The organism is Pseudomonas sp. W2-17, from assembly GCF_041060445.1.
In the GTDB taxonomy this organism is placed as follows: Bacteria; Pseudomonadota; Gammaproteobacteria; order Pseudomonadales; family Pseudomonadaceae; genus Aquipseudomonas.
The window spans coordinates 196694-215096 of the sequence record NZ_JAUFNS010000008.1 but is presented as its reverse complement, the minus strand read 5'-3'; the positions used below and the strand labels follow the sequence as shown (position 1 = coordinate 215096).

The window sequence follows — 18403 nt, the reverse complement described above, 5'->3', positions numbered from 1 at the left end:
ACGGCATAGTGACAGCATTGGTAGGGTTAGATACGGATTGATCACTCAATAAACCTGATCAAATTCACCACCGGCCCGACAATCCGCCGGTCGACTTGCCGAGGTACAACGTTGTACATGAATAAATAAATGTACAACCCGGCCTCAAGTTCATCCCCTCCGCAGCCGATGCGAATAGGCCAGCACACACGTTTTGTTCTGGCCAGGCCAACTGAATGTTGCCTGGCGAGCAAACAACGCAAGCCGAGTTTCCCCGAGCTTCATCTCAGGCGACGCCCTCGAATGCTGGAAAGTGAATAGCTGCTGCTTGTTACTTTCAGGGAAGGAACCCCGCCCATCCAACTCCAATTTGCGGACCTGCCCCATGAACGACCGATCAAACCCTGCCGCCGAACTTGCCCAGGCCGGCGCTGACCTGAACTCCCTCCTGAGCGCAATCGACCGCTCCCAAGCCGTCATCGAATTCGACCTGCAGGGGAATGTGCTGTACGCCAACCAGAACTTTCTCGATTGCATGGGTTACGAAATCGAGGAAATCCGTGGGCGCCATCACCGGCTGTTTTGCATGCCCGACTATGCGACCAGTAAGGAATACCTGATGTTCTGGGAAAAGCTGGGCACCGGTAAATTTGACGCCGGTCAGTACCAGCGTCAGGCCAAGGACGGGCGCCAGATCTGGCTGCAGGCTACTTACAATCCGGTGCTGGACAACAACGGCAAGCCCTTCAAAATCGTCAAATTTGCCAGCGATGTCACGGAAGTGCGCAATCGCAATGCCGAATGGGAAAGCAAAATCGCTGCAATCGAGCGCTCCCAGGCGTTGATCGAGTTCACGCCTGAAGGGTATGTGTTGAACGCCAACAGCAAGTTTCTCGCGGCCATGGGTTACAGCCTCGAAGAAGTCGTGGGCCAGCATCACCGGATGTTTTGTGAACCCGAATATGCCGCCTCGCTGGTGTACCGTGAGTTCTGGGAGAAGCTGGGCAAGGGCGAGTACGACTCCAACGAGTACAAGCGCCTGAGCAAGGACGGTCGGGATGTGTGGATTCAAGCGTCCTACAACCCGATCCTTGATGCCCAGGGGCAAACCTACAAGATCGTCAAGTTCGCCACCGACGTCACCGAGACCAAACTTCGGACGATGGAGCACGAAGGCAAGGTCAACGCGATCAACCGCGCCCAGGGCGTGATCGAGTTCGACCTGAGCGGCAATATTCTCTCGGCCAACGCTAACTTTCTGGACTTGGTGGGGTACCGGATGGAGGAGTTGAATAACCGCCATCATTCGCTTTTTTGCGAGCCCGAGTACGTCAAGACCACGCCTTATCGTGAATTCTGGGGCGCCCTGAGCAGCGGCAAGTTCTTCACCGGGCGTTTTATGCGCATCAGCAAGTACGGGCAGAAAATCTGGATTCAGGCCACCTACAACCCGGTGTTCAACGCGGTGGGGCAACCCTACAAGGTGGTCAAGTTCGCCACCGACATCACCGCTCAGGTCGAGCTGGAAGAAGCCATTGAAGCCAAGACCCAGGCGATGGATGAGTCCGTCACGCGTCTGATGGAGGCCATCGGCGAAGTGGTCAAGACCACTGGCGACGCCAACGATCAGGCCCGCATTACCCAGGATGAAGCCCAGCGCGGTTCCCAGACCCTCAACGAGGCGTCAGCGGCGATGGACACCATTGGCAAATCGGCAGAGGACATCCAGGAAATCATTGAGGTGATCAGTACGATCGCCGGCCAGACCAACATGCTCGCGTTCAATGCCGCGATCGAAGCCGCGCGGGCGGGTGAACATGGGCTGGGCTTTTCCGTGGTGGCCGATGAAGTGCGCAAACTCGCTGAGAAGTCCTCGCAAGCCACCACCAAAATCAACAAGCTCATTCAGGAGACGGTGCGCCGCATTAACTCCGGCAGCGAGATCTCCCGCAGCGCGGGCAGTGCCTTCGAGCGTATCGTGGCCGGGGTCGAAAAGACCAATGGCGCGATGACGACCATCGGCGCGGCCACCCAGGAACAGCATCATCTGGCTGAGCGGGTAGCCGAACTGATCGGCGAGCTCAACCGTATCAAGCTCGCCACAGGGTTGGGCAAAGGACTGAGCGCTCCAGGCCAGGTTGAAAGCCTGTGAGCGACGCCCTGGCTTTTGGGGTCGTCAAGATCGCCGGGCTGGAAGTCGCCATCGACGCCCACGCACTGGAACAGGTGATCAACTGGCCTGTCCGGCTGCAGCCTCACCCGCAGCAAGGCGGCGCGCTGATCGGCATGTTCAGCCTGCGCGGGAGAGCGCTGCCGCTGATCGAACTGCGGTCGTTGCTCGGCGAGCATGACGCCTCTTCTCACGATCCGCTGGAGATGGTCGCCATCGTCAATCATCAAGGCCGACGCCTGGGCATTGCGGTCAGCGGCGTCAGTGATGTGATGAAGGTCGAGCCGCGGAACCTGTGTCGGCTCAACGGGGAGGGCACCGCGGTTGCGCTGCTGCCCGAACTCGCGTTGCTGGACAGTGAGCGAATGATCTATCGGCTCGATCTGCAAGCGCTGTGTGGCTTGCCCCAGGTCTTGACCGCGCATTCCTTGGATGAGAGCCATGGGAAACAGGTTCAGGACCCTGCCCGGGAGCTGCATCACTTGCTGCTGTTCGAGTGCGAAGGAAAGCGCTACGCCGTGGACGCGAAGGCGATCACCGAACTGGTGGACCGACCGGAGATGCTGCCGAGCAAGCTGGGGGGCGACTATTGCCTGGGCGTGGTGAACCGGCGTGGCGTGGATGTGCCTGCCTTGAACCTGAACCGGATACTGGGCATTGAATGTCCGGCGACTGAGCAGGCCCGGAACCAGACCCAGTTGCTGGTCTTGACCTCGCGGGAAGGCTATCGCATCGGTCTGACCTATGACCGAATGATCTCGATCGTGCGCAAGCGTGCTCATGAAATCCTGCCGTTACCCCGTTATGGGTTACGGGAGCCCGCGCTGTTTGCCGGTGTCGTCGGCCTGGAAAACGGAGAACAGGCGCTGTTGCTGGAACATCGCGCGCTGGTGGAGCGACAAGAGACGCTCAGTTTCGCCCGGATCTACCAGAACAGTCCGCCGAGTCAGGATGCGCTCGCCTCTCGTCTCGCGCAGATGAACCAGACGTGCCTGGTGTTCCAGGCCTCTCAGCCGTTCGTGGTGCCGCTGGATCAAGTGCTGGAAATCCTGGATATGCCTGAGCACTTTGTCCGGTTTGCGCAACAGGAGACCCATTTGTTGGGCAGTTTCAATTTGCGTGGCGAGCAAATTCCGCTGGTCTGCCTGAGCAGCCTGATAGAAGGCGCAACGCCTCCCGACAATACGCTGGAACGGGTACTGCTGGTCAAAGGCGAGCGCACCGGTTTCGGGCTGGTGGTCAACCGTACCGACTCGATAGAAACCTTCACCCACCCGGCCTCCGAGCATCCCGAGGGGTGGGAGCAAAGCGTGAGGGTCAGAGGGTCGGTCAATGACCGCATGCGCAGCCTGGTGAGCATTGGCAAGGGTGATCAGGTGCGCTGGATGACGCTGATCAATCTGAGCAACGTCGTCCGGTCACTGGAGATGACCGGCGCGCAGGAACAGACAGGGCGCCTCGCGGGCTGAGCAGAATACGTTCGGGGTTTGGGGTGGGTCGCCGTTTACTGCGGCCTGGCCTCCGGCTCTCCCTGCCCGATTTGCCAGACATAGGGTGGCTCGGTGCCGTTGATACTCCAGTCACCGACGATCTTCGCCTTGTAAATGAGCGGGTTATGGGACGCGACGGTCCGCGCGTTACGCCAGTGTCGATCCAGGGCTTTATTGACGCTGATGCCTGAGGCGCCAAGCGCATTGAACAGGTCGCTCGCCGCCCGTAGAACAAGCTCGGAAACGACGACCTGTGCTTTTGCCGTTTCGATTTCCGCTGCCATGTTCGCCGTTCGCTCTGCCTCGGCATTTCCCGAGAAGCGAGCCTCGTAGGCTTGCTGCAACGGCCTTGCAGACTGGAGGGTGGTTGCCTGTGCGGCGTAGACCTGCGCGGAAATGTGGCCCACCACTTGCTGGATCTGAACATCAGCGCTGACGCGGCTGGCATTACCGTGGCTGTAAACGCGGGTGCGCTCGCGAATCTGCTGCGTAAGGTCGCGTTCTATCGCCCGACCTGTGCCCGCCAATACCGCGAGCAACACCAGTTGGTAGAACGCGGTTTGATATTTGAAACGGTTTTCGAAGGGGATGATGTGTGTAGCGGGAACTGGAACGTTATTGAACACTGAGGTCCCACTGCCTGTAGTGCGTTGGCCGAAACCGTCCCAGTCATCGCTTTGTTGTACGCCGGCGTGATGGGCGTCCACCACTGCAATAACGTCGGCACCATTGTCCGCGCGCTGCGCGTACACATCGATCCAGTCCGAAAACAGACTGCCGGTGCTGTAGTACTTTTTCCCGCTCAACAGAAACTGCACTCCGTCCGGAGTGGCTTTAGTGATGACTTCACCGAGCTTCACAGTGCCTGTTTCTGTCCAGGCGTTGCCCACCAGATCGCCTTCAACGAAGCGCCGAAACCATGTGTCGCGTTCGGCCGTCGGGGGCGAATTCAGTTGATCTTCCACGAAGGCGAAGTGGCCGCGCAGAGATTGCGGAATGTTGGAGTCGGCTTCAGCCAGTTCGATCAGCAGTTGGAACAGTTGCTCAACAGACGCGCCGGCGCCTCCATATTCCCTAGGCACCCGAACAGCACCGAACCCGGCGTGTTTGAGCCACTTGATGGGTTCGTAGGGAAGGGTACGAGCCTGTTCTCGCTCAAGGCTGCCAGCAGCAATCTGCTGGAACAACGGTCGAAAACGACTGGCGAGCGCTTCGTAGTCGGTACCCAGAGAAAGCGGATTGTTCGGCGCGTCAGGCATGGGAAACTCCCGTGAGGATAAGAGCCGTCCGGTGCCGGCGGCTTTGTTACACCCTCTTTGCATGCTCCATGCCGGACCCTAAATGGCCGATTAATCGGGGTTAATCCTTTGAATCCACGGACGCTGCTGTTGATGCATCAACAGTTGTGCTGTTTGGCTGGCTGCTCCGCGACGGCGTTTCGCCGTGTGCGCTGAAGACAACTGTTTGTCTGGAAACACCTGATCAGCAAAACGTTGTTGGCCAGGCGTTAGATAAAGACGAGGCCGGGCCGTAACTCGTTGAAAAAACTAGGTATGAACAGCTGGCACAGTTGCTGCAATTTCCCCGTCAGGCAAGTGGGCACAGCGTACTTGGCGACCACGCCGGGCGGCTTGCTTGCTCTATTTGGAGATCGGTAGATGAGTCAGAACGCAATTAAATTCGCATACTGGGTACCCAACGTCAGCGGCGGTTTGATCGTCAGTAAAATCGAGCAGCGCACCCACTGGGGCATCGAGTACAACCGCAAGCTCGCGCAAATTGCCGAGCAATCAGGTTTTGAGTACGGGCTCACGCAAATCCGCTTCACCGCCGGATACGGCGCCGATAACCAGCATGAGTCTGTTGCGTTCAGCCATGCGTTGCTGGCGGCGACCGAGAAACTCAAGGTGATTGCAGCCATCCTTCCGGGGCCCTGGACGCCCGCCGTGGTTGCCAAGCAACTGGCGACGATCGATCAACTGACGGCCGGCCGTGTGGCGATCAACATTGTCAGCGGCTGGTTCAAAGGTGAATTCCAGGCCATTGGCGAGCCATGGCTGGAGCATGACGAGCGGTACCGTCGTTCGGAAGAGTTCATCCAGGCGTTGAAAGGCATCTGGACCACAGACAATTTCACCTTCAAGGGCGATTTCTATCGCTTCCACAATTACACACTGCGTCCGAAGCCGATTCAGCAACCCCATCCTGAAATCTTTCAGGGCGGCAGTTCCCGCGCGGCCCGGGACATGGCAGCACGCGTCTCCGACTGGTACTTCACCAATGGCAACACGGTAGAAGGTATCAAGGCGCAGGTGGATGATATCCGCGCGAAGGCCGCGGCGAACGGGCATTCAGTGAAGATCGGGGTCAATGCCTTCATCATCGCTCGCGAAACCGAAGAGCAAGCGCGCGCGGTGCTTCAGGAAATCATCGATCAGGCTGACCCGGAAGCCGTGAATGCCTTCGGCGATGCGGCAAAACAGGCCGGTAAGGCCAGCCCTGAAGGCGAGGGCAACTGGGCCAAGTCCACGTTTGAAGACCTGGTTCAATACAATGACGGGTTTAAAACGAATCTGATTGGAACGCCAAAACAGATTGCGGAGCGCATTGTGGCGTTGAAAGCCGTGGGCGTGGATCTGGTGCTCTCTGCCTTTCTGCACTTTCAGGAGGAAGTGGCGTATTTCGGTGAACACGTACTGCCGCTCGTACGCGAACTGGAAGCCTCACATCACACTGTTCCTACTGCTCAAAGCGCCTGAGGTACGGGTTACAAACCATGGCCACTGTCCCCACCGATGTAGTTCAGACCGAGAATCTGAGTCATGTCAGGGTTCCTGATGGGATGAGTGATGAAACGTCGAGGCTCGACACCCGCTAAATGAAGCGGCTCCGCGTCGTGCTGAACGACGGGAGCCGGCGTGTCGAAGGGGATGCCACCGTGGATGCAGAGTCTTAAGTGATCGCGCCGATCTGCCACGGCACGAACTCGTTCTGGCCATAGCCATGCTGTTCGCTTTTGCTTTTGTCACCCGAGGCGATGCGCAGCATCATGCGGAAGATGTACTCGCCGCGTTCTTCGATGGTCATGGACCCGTCGGCGATTCCGCCGCAGTTGACGTCCATGTCTTCTTCCTGGGTTTCCCAGAGACGGTTGTTGGTGGCGAGCTTGATGGACGGCGAGGGCGCACAGCCATACGCCGATCCGCGCCCCGTGGTGAAGGCAATCAGGTTGGCGCCGCCGGCGACCTGGCCGGTGGCGGAGATCGGGTCGTAGCCGGGGGTGTCCATGAACACCAGGCCGTGCGCCCTGACGGTTTCAGCGTATTCGTAGACATCCACCAGATCGGTAGAGCCCGCCTTGGCGACGGCACCCAGCGACTTCTCCAGAATGGTGGTCAAGCCTCCGGCTTTGTTGCCCGCAGAAGGGTTGTTGTTCAACTCGGCGTCCATTCGCTTGCAATAGGCCTCCCACCAGTGGATACGGGCGATGAGCTTTTGACCGACCGTCTGGCTGACGGCGCGACGGGTCAGCAAGTGTTCGGCGCCGTAGACCTCCGGCGTCTCCGACAGAATCGCGGTGCCGCCAGCCGCCACCAGGCGATCGACCGCATTGCCCAAGGCCGGGTTGGCCGTGATGCCCGAGTAGCCGTCCGATCCACCACATTGCAGGCCGATGATCAGGTGCCTGGCGCTGACCGGTTCGCGTTTGACGTTGTTGGCTTCTGCCAGCAATGACTTCACTTGGGCGATGCCACTGGCAATGGTTTTCGACGTGCCGCCGGTGCCCTGAATGGTGAACGTGCGCAGCGAATGGCTGCTGGTCAGGCCCTGGGCGGCCAGCAGATCGGGAATCTGGTTGGTCTCGCAACCCAGGCCGATCATCAGGACCGAGGCAAAGTTCGGGTGAACGGCATAGCCCCCCAACGTCCTGCGCAACATAGCCAGTGCCTCGCCACCCGGGTCGACGGCGCAGCCCACACCGTGGGTGAGCGCAACGACGCCGTCGACGTTGGGGTATCCAACCAGCGCCTCAGGGTGAATGTCGCGGCGAAAGTAGTCGGCAATCGCCCGCGCCACAGTGGCCGAGCAATTGACCGACGTCAGAATGCCGATGTAATTGCGAGTGGCCACACGGCCATCGGCGCGCACGATTCCCATGAACGTCTCTGCGGTGGGGGCGGGACTGCCTTTGGCGTCGACACCGAAGGCGTAGTCCCGAGAGAAATCCCCCATGGCGACGTTGTGAACATGGACGTGTTGTCCCGCTTCGATGGGCTGGCTTGCGAAGCCGATAATCTGGCCGTAGCGGCGCACGGGTTGGCCCACGTCGATATGACGCGCTGCGACTTTGTGACCGGAAGGCACAGGCTCAAGCACCTCGATACCTTCGGCTTGAAGCACCAGACCTTTGACCAGCGGTTGCCGCGCGATCAACACATCGTCCAGCACGTTGAGTCTGATCACGGCATTGGCAGCGGTCGCACTGCCTGTTGTTGTTATGAGCTGCATGACGGTCGCCTCGGTTTTTCAGTGAGCGCAATGGGAGTAGAGCGTGGAGGGCAGGTCAGGCCAGTCCACGCTCGCGGTAGTCAATCAGGCTGGAGAACAGCATCAGCCCGGACGCCATGACGACGAAGAAGATCAGCGCCAGGAAGTACGAACCGGTGTACTGCACGATCAGGCCAATCAGGATGGGCACAATCACGCCGACCATGTTCCCGCAGAAGTTCATGCTGCCGCCCAACACGCCCGCTTTGGACTGACCGCCGAGGATCGCCGGCAGGCACCAGTACATGCCGCACCAGCGAATGAAAAACAGCGCCACGCACAGCAGCGAGATCACCACCACGGCGTCGCTGGTGTACGCCACGGCGAGAATGCACAGGGCGGCAATGGCTGCGGAGCCTGCGAACATGCTGCGCATGACGGTGTTGGGTTGCCCGCCGGCCGCTTTCCATTTGTCCGCCACCCAGCCGCCAAACAGTTCGCCGATGAACCCGCACATGAAGATCAGAAAGGTCGCGCCGCCCATGGCCTTGATGTCCAGGTTATGGGCCTGGTGCAGGTAGCTGGGCATCCAGGTCAGCAGGCCGTAAAACACGCTGTTGTAGCAAGCGAAGCCCGCGAACATGGCCAGCACGGAACGGCTCTTGAGCAATTCCTTGAGGATCGCCTTGCGCCCGCCCGTGGCTTTTCTGGCCGCCTCATTGGCGTCAGTGATGTAAGCCAGCTCCGCGGCATTGACCTTGGGGTGTTCACTGGGGTGATTTCTGATGTACCACCACGCCCAGACGCCTACGACCATGGTGCCGACACCCGCGATGACGAATGCGATCCGCCAGGAGCCAAACCGGGTGATCAATCCCGCGATGAGGATGGCGCCCAATGCAGTGCCCAGCGGTGCGCCGCCGTCGACGAGGGTCGCGCCGCGACCGCGCTCGTTCGGCGTCAGCCAGGCGCCGTTGAGCTTGGCCCCGGCCGGCATGATCGGTGACTCTGCGACACCCAGCCCGATGCGCATGATGAGCAGCGTGATCCAGTTGTGCGCGCCGCCCGCCAAGGCCTGAAACAGGCCCCAGCCGATGGTGGCAATGCCGACAATGTTGCGGGTCTGAAAACGGTCGAGCAGCATGCCGCCAGGAATCTGCATCAGCGCATACGACCAGAAGAACGCGCTGAGCATCAAACCTTCCAGCGCCGGCGTCATGTTGAAATCAGCGGAGATCAACGGCAGCGCAACGGACAGCGATGCCCGGTCGATGTAGTTGATGGCCGAGAGGAGCAGCAGAAGCAGGAATATCCTCCACCGCACCGTGGTGGGACGGGCGCTCGCGGCACTCGTGGAAGCAGCAGGCGTGACGGCCTGTACATTGCCGGTGGTCATGTTCATCTCACTCTTATGTTTATTATGAAATGCATTCCTTGCTAAAAGCCCGATGCAGGGCCTGACCTGTCACAGCGACCTTACGTCTCCAATATTGAACGCAGAAGGCGCGACTTCGATGCTGTTGCACAGCGGTTTTCCGAACTCGTTCATGCTGATCTCGAACCGATCACCCGGCTGAGTTTTGACGTTGTCCGCGACCGAAAGGGTGGCCGTGCCGAAGAAGTGCACATGCACATCGCCCGGGCGCAGGAATTGGGCGTACTTGAAGTGGTGATACTCCAGGTTCTCCAGGCTGTGGCACATAGTGTCCTCGCCGCTGAGAAACTCCTTCTCCCACAACACGCTGCCGTCGCGCCAGATCCGGCTGGTGCCCGCCAGGTGTCGGGGCAACTCACCGACGCGCAGCTCTGGCCCGTAGGCGCAGTTGCGCAGCTTGGAGTGGGCCAGGTACAAGTAATTGCGACGCTCCATGACATGGTCGGAGAACTCGTTGCCCAAGGCGTAGCCCAACCGGTACGGCGTGCCGTCATGGCCGATGACGTAGAGGCCGGTCAGCTCGGGCTCTTCGCCCGCATCTTCGGCGAAGTCAGGCGACTGAAACGCGTGGTTCGGGCGTACCACAATCGCCCCGTCACCCTTGTAGAACCACTCAGGCTGCGCGCCCACGGTGCCTGCTGCCGGGCGGCCGCCGTCGATCCCCCACTGGAACATCCGCGCGGTGTCCGTCATCTCAGCCTCATTGTCGGCTTTTTCCTGGTGCATCTTGTCGCGAGTCGAAGCGCTTCCCAGGTGGGTCAGGCCGGTGCCGCTGATCAGGCAGTGGGCCGGGTCTTCGTGGTCCAGTGGCGGCAGGACGCGACCTGTGTCCAATAGATGGGTATAACTTTCGGCACTCAGTGCGGTGCCCGCGCTCTGGACTTCCTGCTGCAGGCTGTGGCCATTGGCAATGGCGGCGAGGGCAAGGGTGCGCGTGCTGGATGTGCCGTTGACCACCTGAATCAAGTCGCCCTCGACCACGCCGACACGACGCTGGCCCGCAGAATCTTCAAACTGGATCAAACGCATGGTGAGGCCTCGGCTTGTTGTTATGGTTGAGGCCACTTTAAATTTCCAGCCTGCTGCTGCCTAATGAGAGTTACGACCCAAGCGATAACCTTCAGGTATACCCATGCTGCCGTCCTTCTCATCCATGGTGTCTCGCCTGCGACTCAAGCAGCTGCGGCTGTTGATTGCCCTCGACGAGCAGGGCTCGGTGCGCAAGGCGTCCGAGATCATGGCGCTGTCCCAACCGGGCGCGACCAAGGCATTGCAGGAAATCGAGACGGTTTTCGGTTCAAGCCTCTTCGAGCGCACGAGCAAGGGTCTGGAGGCCAACGATCTTGGCCGCTGTGTGATTCGTTATGCCCGCTTGATTCATACTGACCTTGAGCACCTTCGCGAAGAAATGGTCGGCATCCTCAAAGGGCAAGGCGGGCGCCTGGCGCTCGGCACGATCATGGGGGCCGTGCCGACGCTGGTGGACAGCCTGGCGCGACTGCGTGACAAACAGCCGGAGTTGTCGATTTCCATCGTCGAAGACACCAGTTCGCGGTTGTTGAGTTTGCTGGATCAGGGGAGGTTGGATGTAGCGATCTGCCGAACCAGCGTGAGCCCGCGTCCGGGCGCTTATCAAACCCGCTTCCGCGCACAGGAACCGCTGGTGGTGGTGGCGAATCCGACGCATCGCCTGGCCCATGCGCCGAAGCTGCAGCTGGACGACTTGATGGACAGCCGCTGGGTAGTCTTCCCGGTCAATATGCCCATGCGTTTGACGTTGGAACGCGAGTTTCGCCAGGTGGGGCTGAGCTTTCCGCTTTACGCGATCGAGACGTCGTCGACCTTTACGACGTTGTCGCTGCTGCTCAAAGATCCGAATCTGGTAGCCGTCATGCCGAACGACGTCGCTCAAATGGCGGTGGAGCACGGTATGTTGGTCAAGCTGGCGCTGACCATCCAGTCCACCAGCGAGCCCTATGAAATCGTCACTCGATCGAACGTGGAGTACACGGCGTCGATGGTGTTGCTGATTGAAGAGATGACGGGGGTGAGGTTGGACTTGTCATCGGACGTTCAGTAGGTCGAGTTCGTGATTCGTTGAAGAACTCTCTGCATTTCGGTGTTCAACCAACCTCTGATGCCTCCTGGCGGCATAACCTGCTTGAATCCTGGTGGCGCGGTTAACCGCCACGGATGACGGCCCCGGCTGAGCCTGGCCTGAGGCACACTCATCATCAATTGAAACTGCGCTGCATCGCAGCGTCTGGAGCATCTGCATGCGCAATCAAATCGACTCAGCCTTGACTCGGATCACTGAACGTAATCCCCAGCCACGCTGCATGCCCGCTGCCGCGATCAAGATCGTACTTACACCAATCCATTGCATCGTTCCCAGCCGGTGACCGAACGCAATCCAGTCCACCAGGATGGCAGCCACCGGGTAGATGAAAGACAGCGCTCCCGTCAACGTGGTCGGCAATTTTTGAATGGCCCCGTACAGCAGGATGTACATTAAACCCGTGTGCACCACACCCAGGATCCCCAGCGCCGCCCAAGACGCCGGTGCAGCAGGCAGACTTTGCCAATTAACCGTGGGAGCCAGGAGTACGGCGCCGGTGATGACCTGAATGAGCGCAATCAAATGCGGTGGCACGCCTTGTAAGCGCTTGATGAGCAAGGCAGCGACGGCGTAGAGAAACGCGGCGCCTGCTGCCAGCGCCACACCAACGAGGTAATCGCTGCCACTGGTTTGCTGGTCACCGTGTGCACTGGCAATGGCTAGCATTCCCAAGAATGCAACCGACAGCCAGGCAAGCTTCTTCAACGTCACCTTTTCCCCGAGGAACACAGCGGCCAACACGACCAGAATAAAGGGCTGGACGTTATAGACCGCTGTCCCGATGGCGATCGACGCTCTGCTGTACGACCCAAACAGCAGCAGCCAGTTACCGACGATCGCCACGCCGCTGAGCACTGCCAACCCGAGTGTCCGCAGGGTAAGGAGGCGAAAGCTCAGGTAACCCATCGTCTTGCAGACGGCGGCTAAGGTCACTCCTCCAATGGCACAGCGCCAAAAGACGACTTCGACAAGCGGTACTTGGGATGCAAGTACAAACCAGCCGATCGTCCCGGAAATCAGCATCGCGAAGACCATTTCCCATGTGCCGCGACGTACAGAATTGTCCATGATGTGCTCCTCAGTTGAGGATAAATTATGGCAATCTGGATGTGACCGCTTCCATGCAATAGAAAAGGCTAAAGGTCGTTTTGGCCTTTCTTTTGTAGGATAAAAAGTATTAAAGCCTTAGAGCGAATAATGACTGACGCTATAGATCATTTACTCATCGCTGCCCTGATGAAAGACTCGCGCCTGTCTCTGAAGGCTCTTGCCAACGTCAGCGGCCTTTCTTCCCCCAGCGTTGCCGAGCGGCTGCGCCGCCTTGAAGAGCGCGGAGTGCTCAACGCTTACACCGTGGAAATTGACCCAAAACAATTTGGTTACATGCTTCAGGCCATTGTGCGCATACGTCCGCTTCCCGGACAGTTGCAGGAGGTCGAGCGGCAGATTCAATCTATTCCGGAGTTTACGGAATGCGACAAGGTTACCGGGGAGGACTGCTTCATCGCCAAGCTGCATGTCCGGACGATGGATCAGCTAGACGCATTGCTTGATCGCCTGAACGCCTATGCCGAGACTAATACAGCAATTGTCAAAAAGACGCCTGTAAAGCGCAGGTTGCCGCCGTTGACTGAATGAATTGGAATGCTTGCGGCTGCTCGCAGGCACTTCGTCCTGCGTTAGAGAACGAGTAGGGTAAGCGTCCGGCGAAGTGACCTACCTCGAATTGTCATTTAGGCAAGATAGTGATTGTTGATCGAATCGCCGACTATTCATGTTCGAGCATGCTGCACAGGGAGAGCATTATGATTGCCAACACCTTTGCTCTCCACTATCGTAGGCCTTTCTGGGTACCGCTGACATACAGCTCTTGGCAAGGCATTCGGTATAAATGCCTGCCTTGGAGCCGGCTATGTCATACCGAACCCTTTGGTCAATTGCGCTTTTTGCTGTCACGGCTGTGTGGGGCTGGAGCTTCGTTGTTAAGCACGAAACGCTGGCAATCATGGCCGCATCCACGCTGAACGCCTGGATGTTCAGCTTAGCGGCTTTAGCGCTTCTTCCCTTTTCAATCCGCTCATTTCGATATCTGAAGCCGCGCGAGTGGGTAGGCGCTGTAGTTGCAGGAACAGTGCTCTTTGCAGCCTTTTCAATGCAAACGTCAGGTGCAGCCCTCACTACTCCTTCCAATGCCGGGTTCATTACGGGTTTATGTACCGTGTTTACACCGTTGTTTGTGTATCTTATGGGCGGAGGACGCCCTAGTCCAAGACAGGCAGGAGGAACAGCAATTGCCGTGGTCGGGCTCGGCTTACTGAGCCTTGACGGGTTCGCCCTGCACTACGGAGACCTTCTAATTCTGGGTTGTGCAGCGTGCTTCGCAGTACATATAGTGATTATCTCGACTTTCACATCGCCTGCCGTGTCCATGGCATCAGCGTCTGTACAGCTGGCGATCGTTGGCTTGCTTTCTACGGCATGGAGCTTGGCTAGTAACCAGTTTTCTTTACCAAGCTCACTGCCTACGACGGTCACTATTTTATTACTAGCGCTGTTCGCTACGGCCTTGGCTTACGCAATTCAAAATCACGCTCAGGCTGTGCTAGCTCCTGAAAAGGTCGCCCTGATACTTATCTGCGAACCTCTCTTCAGTGGTTTTTTTGGCTGTTTTCTAGCTGGAGATCGCTTGCCCCCTGAAAGACTTGCAGGGGCGGTGCTAATCCTTCTCGGGCTTGCAGTAACTGAGCTTCGAATCGCGAGTACCGTGCATGCCCCCCGGCGCAGATCGTAGGGTCGCGTCAGTTCAACACACCTTGCGCTATTAAACGGGCGCCCATTTATGTGGAAGCAGCTCGGTAATATCACTTGCCCGCTGCGTCGGCAGGCGCATGAGGACATCCTTCAGATACGCGTAAGGATCATGGCCATTCAGCAGCGCAGACTGGATCAAGCTCATGATCGCTGCCGCCCGTTTTCCGCTACGCAACGAACCTGCAAAGAGCCAGTTCTTGCGCACCAGTGCCCATGGACGGATCTGGTTTTCTGCCCAATTGTTATCAATGGGCACGGCCCCGTCATCGAGGTAGCGCGACAGCGCTGCCCAGCGTTTCAGGCGGTAATCCAGCGCTCTGCTGATAGCCGAACCTTCGGGCACAAGATCCCGCTGGGCGATCATCCAAGCATGCAGAGCATCCATCACCGGTACAGCTTTTTCTTGCCGTATTCGGCGGCGTAAATCCGGTTCAAGGTCGCGGACTTCACTCTCGATTTTGTAAAGCAACTGGATGTAGCGCAAGGCGCTGTTCGGCGAGCAGGCTCTTGTTGGTGGCGTGCAACTCGAAGAACTTGCGACGCGCATGGGCCATGCAGCCGATCGCGGTGACGCCGAGTTCAAAGCTGGCCTTGTAGCCACCAAAATCGTCGCATACCAGCTTGCCCTTCCAGCCTTGCAGGAAGTTACGTGCGTGCTCTCCGGCGCGGCTGGGGCTGAAGTCGTAAACGACCGCCGCCAAGTCCGAGAACTGGCTAGTGGCGTAGGCCCAGGCATAGGCGCGATGGGTTTTCTTTGCGCCCGGCGTAAGCATCTGCACCGGCGTTTCATCTGCATGGATTACGCCATGTTCGAGAACAGCATCGCGCAGGGCATCGACCAGCGGCTGCAACTGCACACCACAGCGGCCGACCCATTGCGCCAAGGTGGAGCGGGCGATGGCCAAACCGGCCCGACCAAAAATCGACTCCTGACGATAGAGCGGTAAATGGTCGGCGAACTTCATGACATGGGCCAGCAGGCCGGCGGTTGGGATACCTTTGTCGATGACCTGCGCCGGAACCGGTGCCTGGATCAGCGTTTCGCACTGACCGCAGACCCACTTGCCACGGATATGACGCTCGACGGTGAACACGCCTGGCGTGTAGTCGAGTTTCTCGCTGACGTCCTCGCCGATGCGCTTGAGGGCGCAGCCGCACTGGCAGTGGCTGTTGTCGGGTTCGTGGTGGATCAAGGTGCGCGGAAACTGCGGCGGCAAGGCAGTGCGTTTAGGTTTTTGCCGAGCCTCGGTCGAAACAGGAGCGTATTGCAGCGCGTCAAGTTCGGCTTCGATGGCCGTGATATCGGTGTCGATCAGGTCATCGAGTAGGCTGGCTTGATCCGGGCTCAGTTGCTCGCTGCGCGTGGCAAACTTGAAGCGCTTGAGCTGCGCGATCTCGTAGGCCAGTTTCTCGTTGACCGTTTTGTGGTGGTGGATTTGCTTGCCCATTGTCTCGACTTTCTGATCGAGACTCTCGACACGCTGCAGCAACTGCGCCGCCAGAGCGCGCAGTTGTTCAGGGTTTAAGTGGTCGAGATCAGGAAGCGAAGTCATGCCGCCGATTTTGCCAGAACAGCCTAAAAAGCGACGATAGGCTCATCGGACAATTGCACGGCCTGGCTGGTCGTGGCAGGCGTTATATGACGGAAATCGCGCTGCCTGGCCCAACTCTTTGCCAAGGCAAACCCAGTACCAGGGCATGCAGTTGTTCGGCACCTAGTTCCATCTGAGAGCCGTGTCGAGAACCCGGCCAGAAGAACTTGCCTTGATGCAGGCGGCGCGCCGCCAGCCAGATACCCAACCCGTCGTGCACCAGCACTTTCATGCGATTGGCGCGGCGGTTGGCAAACAAATAAGCACAGTGCGGCTGCGCCGCACTGAACACGGCGACCACACGCGCCAGAGCGGTTTCGGTGCCGGCGCGCATGTCCATGGGCTCAGTGGCGAGCCAAATGGAGTCGATGCGGATCATCGCAACAGGTCTCGAAGAAAGGTCGCGCAGGCAGATGCGCTTTCGGTCGGCCAGTTCACTTTGACAGTGCCACGCGGGTGTGGGATTTCAACGCAGATATTCGATGATGCAGCTTGCGAATTTGCTCCGGCTAGCTGCATGGGTAACGGAATAAAAGCAGGTTGCAGCTCCGTGTTTTTTTGCGTTTGCACCCGAATCCATTTGTGGACGAGGTTCGCGTTGAGGCTATGGCTCAGCGCGACGCTGGCAATCGAGGCACCGGGCTGGGCGCACTCTTGAATGACTTGGACTTTGAAGGATTTGGAGTAGGAACGGCGTTGTGGCTGCATGAAATACCCGCTTAAAAGGCTAGAACTGGTGCCCACTTAAATTTAAGTGCACACCATGTCTTGTCTTTGCGGGGCAGGCTAGATGACTTGTTCGGACGGATGCAGAAGTTGACCACCCCTAATTGATGAGGAAATTCAAGGTTAGTGGTAAGAGGTCAAAGCAACCGGCTCGATCACAGCTGTCACGTCCGTCAATCTCAGAGTCCAAAAACATCCCTGGATGCTTTTAGCTTCAAATGGGCCCATGTCCACGGCACTTTGATCCAGCTCAAATACTGCTGACCATGATTTCTGCATCCGTTGCTGGAGCTGCTGCGCAGCATCGGATCCTTCCTCAACATCTTCCTTAGCCCGATCAAAATCTTGCTCATCAAGCTCCGACGACCAGACATACCAGTTGTTGAGTACAAAATGCCAAAGGTCAAAGCAGGACAGGACAACCTGTTCGCAGGGAACGGCGAGTTGAAGCACCACAGGATCTCTAAGACCTTCCGCGTCTTCAATGAAGGGCTCAGGATGGCGCTCGTCACGCTTTACCCAGCACCACCAAGGAGATAAGCCCTGCGCGGGGGCGAGTATCCCAGCGCTGGCCATCGAGTCCTTCATCCAGGCATAAGTGTTCTGAAAGATGGGGTCATCATCGGTGTTGCTGATGGGGCACGTAAGCTCCCCCTCAGCCTTCAGCCGTTGCCAAGTCGAGCGCTCCATTACCGTCCAGCACATTAGGCGACCGTTTTTGGAAAACTCCATTTGCCATTTTTGAATCACGGACGTCAGTGACGAATACATTATCTATTTAGCTCAAGAACCGATGAGGAGCGGTCATGCTGGTAGTGACCGCAAGACGTGAGCGATACAATCCGTCTGGTTCAACGAACGGTGTGTATGCTCCAGGCCCCTTTGGAATTCGATCAGCTTGCTCGAACTCAGAATTTTTTGATTTGTGCCTGCGTGCGCTCTGGATTATTCATAGAACTTACCAGCTAGCAAAATAGCTGCGCAACGCTGCCATGGGTTTGATCCGGCGCGCGTCGGCTTGTGAAGGCTAGAGGTCAGTTTAAAGTAGCCCAACGCGCCCGCTGCACCTATCCGACACCAAACATTCCAACCGTCAGAAACAGAAAAGCCCGGCGAACCGGGCTCTCTTAAACCCAACGCCGCTTATCGAGCGGCTTTCAGTTTGATCACGTCACCGGATACGGTAGTGGTGTAGCCGTTCAGAACCCATGCCCAGAACCACTTTTCCTGCACTTGAGTATTGATCAGCGCATCGCCACCTTTGGCCTGGATGGCGTAACTCTGAGCGCGGACGAAACGGTCGTTTTGACGAATCGGGATCAGACCGAAAAGCATCAGGCCAGTGGCGCTTGCCTCACTGTGGCCAACGACGGTGTACTGGCTGCTGTCGTACTGCTGGGTCTTCATGGCGGTGCCGGTGCAACCCGCTAGAACCAGACCACATGCTGCAGAAACGATGATTTTGCTGAAAGACTTCACGTAAAACTCCATTGAAAAGAGCCCGAATCCAATTATCGGGCGGCGACACTTTACCCGAAGGGATAACACGTGTGCGCACCGACAATCTCAGTGGGAGGAGTCTTTAATCCGGGC

Annotated in this window: 15 protein-coding genes and 1 pseudogene; 6 read left to right on the top strand and 10 right to left on the bottom strand. The window is 58.1% G+C overall.

Annotated features, from left to right (window positions below):
- The first annotated feature begins 364 nt into the window (after window positions 1–364).
- On the top strand, window positions 365–2131 hold the full coding sequence (locus tag QWI20_RS12690; RefSeq protein ID WP_369305755.1) for a PAS domain S-box protein: 1767 nt from the start codon (window positions 365–367) through the stop codon (window positions 2129–2131).
- Window positions 2128–3618, top strand: coding sequence for a chemotaxis protein CheW (locus QWI20_RS12685; RefSeq protein WP_369305753.1), 1491 nt, complete (start codon window positions 2128–2130; stop codon window positions 3616–3618). Before QWI20_RS12690 ends, QWI20_RS12685 begins: the two co-directional genes overlap by 4 nt.
- A 35-nt stretch (window positions 3619–3653) precedes the next feature.
- Here QWI20_RS12685 and QWI20_RS12680 read toward each other — a convergent pair whose 3' ends face one another.
- Window positions 3654–4898 (bottom strand): acyl-CoA dehydrogenase family protein, encoded by a 1245-nt coding sequence (locus QWI20_RS12680; protein ID WP_369305752.1) that lies wholly within the window; start codon window positions 4896–4898, stop codon window positions 3654–3656.
- Window positions 4899–5297: 399 nt separating this feature from the next.
- On the opposite strand from QWI20_RS12680, the gene sfnG reads away from it, so the two are divergent.
- The gene (sfnG, locus tag QWI20_RS12675; protein ID WP_369305751.1) at window positions 5298–6398 is read left to right on the top strand and encodes a dimethylsulfone monooxygenase SfnG; all 1101 of its coding nucleotides are present in this window, start codon (window positions 5298–5300) and stop codon (window positions 6396–6398) included.
- A 193-nt stretch (window positions 6399–6591) separates the two neighbouring features.
- Here the strand turns inward: sfnG and QWI20_RS12670 are convergent, their stop codons facing one another.
- The 3 genes from QWI20_RS12670 to araD1 form a co-directional block, all read right to left on the bottom strand.
- A complete protein-coding gene (locus QWI20_RS12670; protein ID WP_369305750.1) occupies window positions 6592–8148 on the bottom strand; it encodes a UxaA family hydrolase in 1557 nt (518 codons plus the stop codon).
- A gap of 55 nt (window positions 8149–8203) precedes the next feature.
- Window positions 8204–9523, bottom strand: a complete 1320-nt coding sequence (locus tag QWI20_RS12665; RefSeq protein ID WP_369305749.1) for an MFS transporter — start codon at window positions 9521–9523, stop codon at window positions 8204–8206.
- 69 nt (window positions 9524–9592) lie between these two features.
- A complete protein-coding gene (araD1, locus tag QWI20_RS12660) occupies window positions 9593–10591 on the bottom strand; it encodes an AraD1 family protein (RefSeq protein ID WP_369305748.1) in 999 nt (332 codons plus the stop codon).
- 103 nt (window positions 10592–10694) lie between these two features.
- Here araD1 and QWI20_RS12655 point away from each other — a divergent pair, with 103 nt between their 5' ends.
- Window positions 10695–11642: a LysR family transcriptional regulator gene (locus tag QWI20_RS12655; protein ID WP_369305746.1), complete on the top strand. Its 948-nt coding sequence runs from the start codon at window positions 10695–10697 to the stop codon at window positions 11640–11642.
- Window positions 11643–11846: 204 nt separating this feature from the next.
- On the opposite strand, the gene QWI20_RS12650 is transcribed toward QWI20_RS12655, so the two are convergent.
- Window positions 11847–12749 carry a DMT family transporter gene (locus QWI20_RS12650; RefSeq protein ID WP_369305745.1) on the bottom strand — a complete coding sequence of 301 codons (903 nt, stop codon included), beginning with the start codon at window positions 12747–12749 and terminating at the stop codon, window positions 11847–11849.
- 129 nt (window positions 12750–12878) lie between these two features.
- Here QWI20_RS12650 and QWI20_RS12645 point away from each other — a divergent pair, with 129 nt between their 5' ends.
- The gene (locus QWI20_RS12645; protein WP_192174706.1) at window positions 12879–13319 is read left to right on the top strand and encodes an Lrp/AsnC family transcriptional regulator; all 441 of its coding nucleotides are present in this window, start codon (window positions 12879–12881) and stop codon (window positions 13317–13319) included.
- A gap of 274 nt (window positions 13320–13593) precedes the next feature.
- Entirely contained in the window at window positions 13594–14472 is an 879-nt protein-coding gene (locus QWI20_RS12640) for a DMT family transporter (protein WP_369305743.1), read from the top strand.
- Window positions 14473–14502: 30 nt separating this feature from the next.
- Here QWI20_RS12640 and QWI20_RS12635 read toward each other — a convergent pair.
- The 5 genes and pseudogenes from QWI20_RS12635 to QWI20_RS12615 form a co-directional block, all read right to left on the bottom strand.
- Window positions 14503–16045, bottom strand: a pseudogene (locus QWI20_RS12635) (IS66 family transposase).
- A gap of 82 nt (window positions 16046–16127) precedes the next feature.
- Window positions 16128–16463 carry an IS66 family insertion sequence element accessory protein TnpB gene (gene tnpB / locus QWI20_RS12630; protein WP_369305742.1) on the bottom strand — a complete coding sequence of 112 codons (336 nt, stop codon included), beginning with the start codon at window positions 16461–16463 and terminating at the stop codon, window positions 16128–16130.
- Window positions 16460–16792, bottom strand: a complete 333-nt coding sequence (locus tag QWI20_RS12625) for a transposase (RefSeq protein WP_197983739.1) — start codon at window positions 16790–16792, stop codon at window positions 16460–16462. Before QWI20_RS12625 ends, tnpB begins: the two co-directional genes overlap by 4 nt.
- Before the next feature lie 141 nt (window positions 16793–16933).
- Window positions 16934–17581, bottom strand: coding sequence for a DUF3841 domain-containing protein (locus QWI20_RS12620; RefSeq protein WP_369305741.1), 648 nt, complete (start codon window positions 17579–17581; stop codon window positions 16934–16936).
- Window positions 17582–17953: 372 nt separating this feature from the next.
- Entirely contained in the window at window positions 17954–18289 is a 336-nt protein-coding gene (locus tag QWI20_RS12615) for a hypothetical protein (RefSeq protein WP_282367849.1), read from the bottom strand.
- Between the last annotated feature and the right edge of the window lie 114 nt (window positions 18290–18403).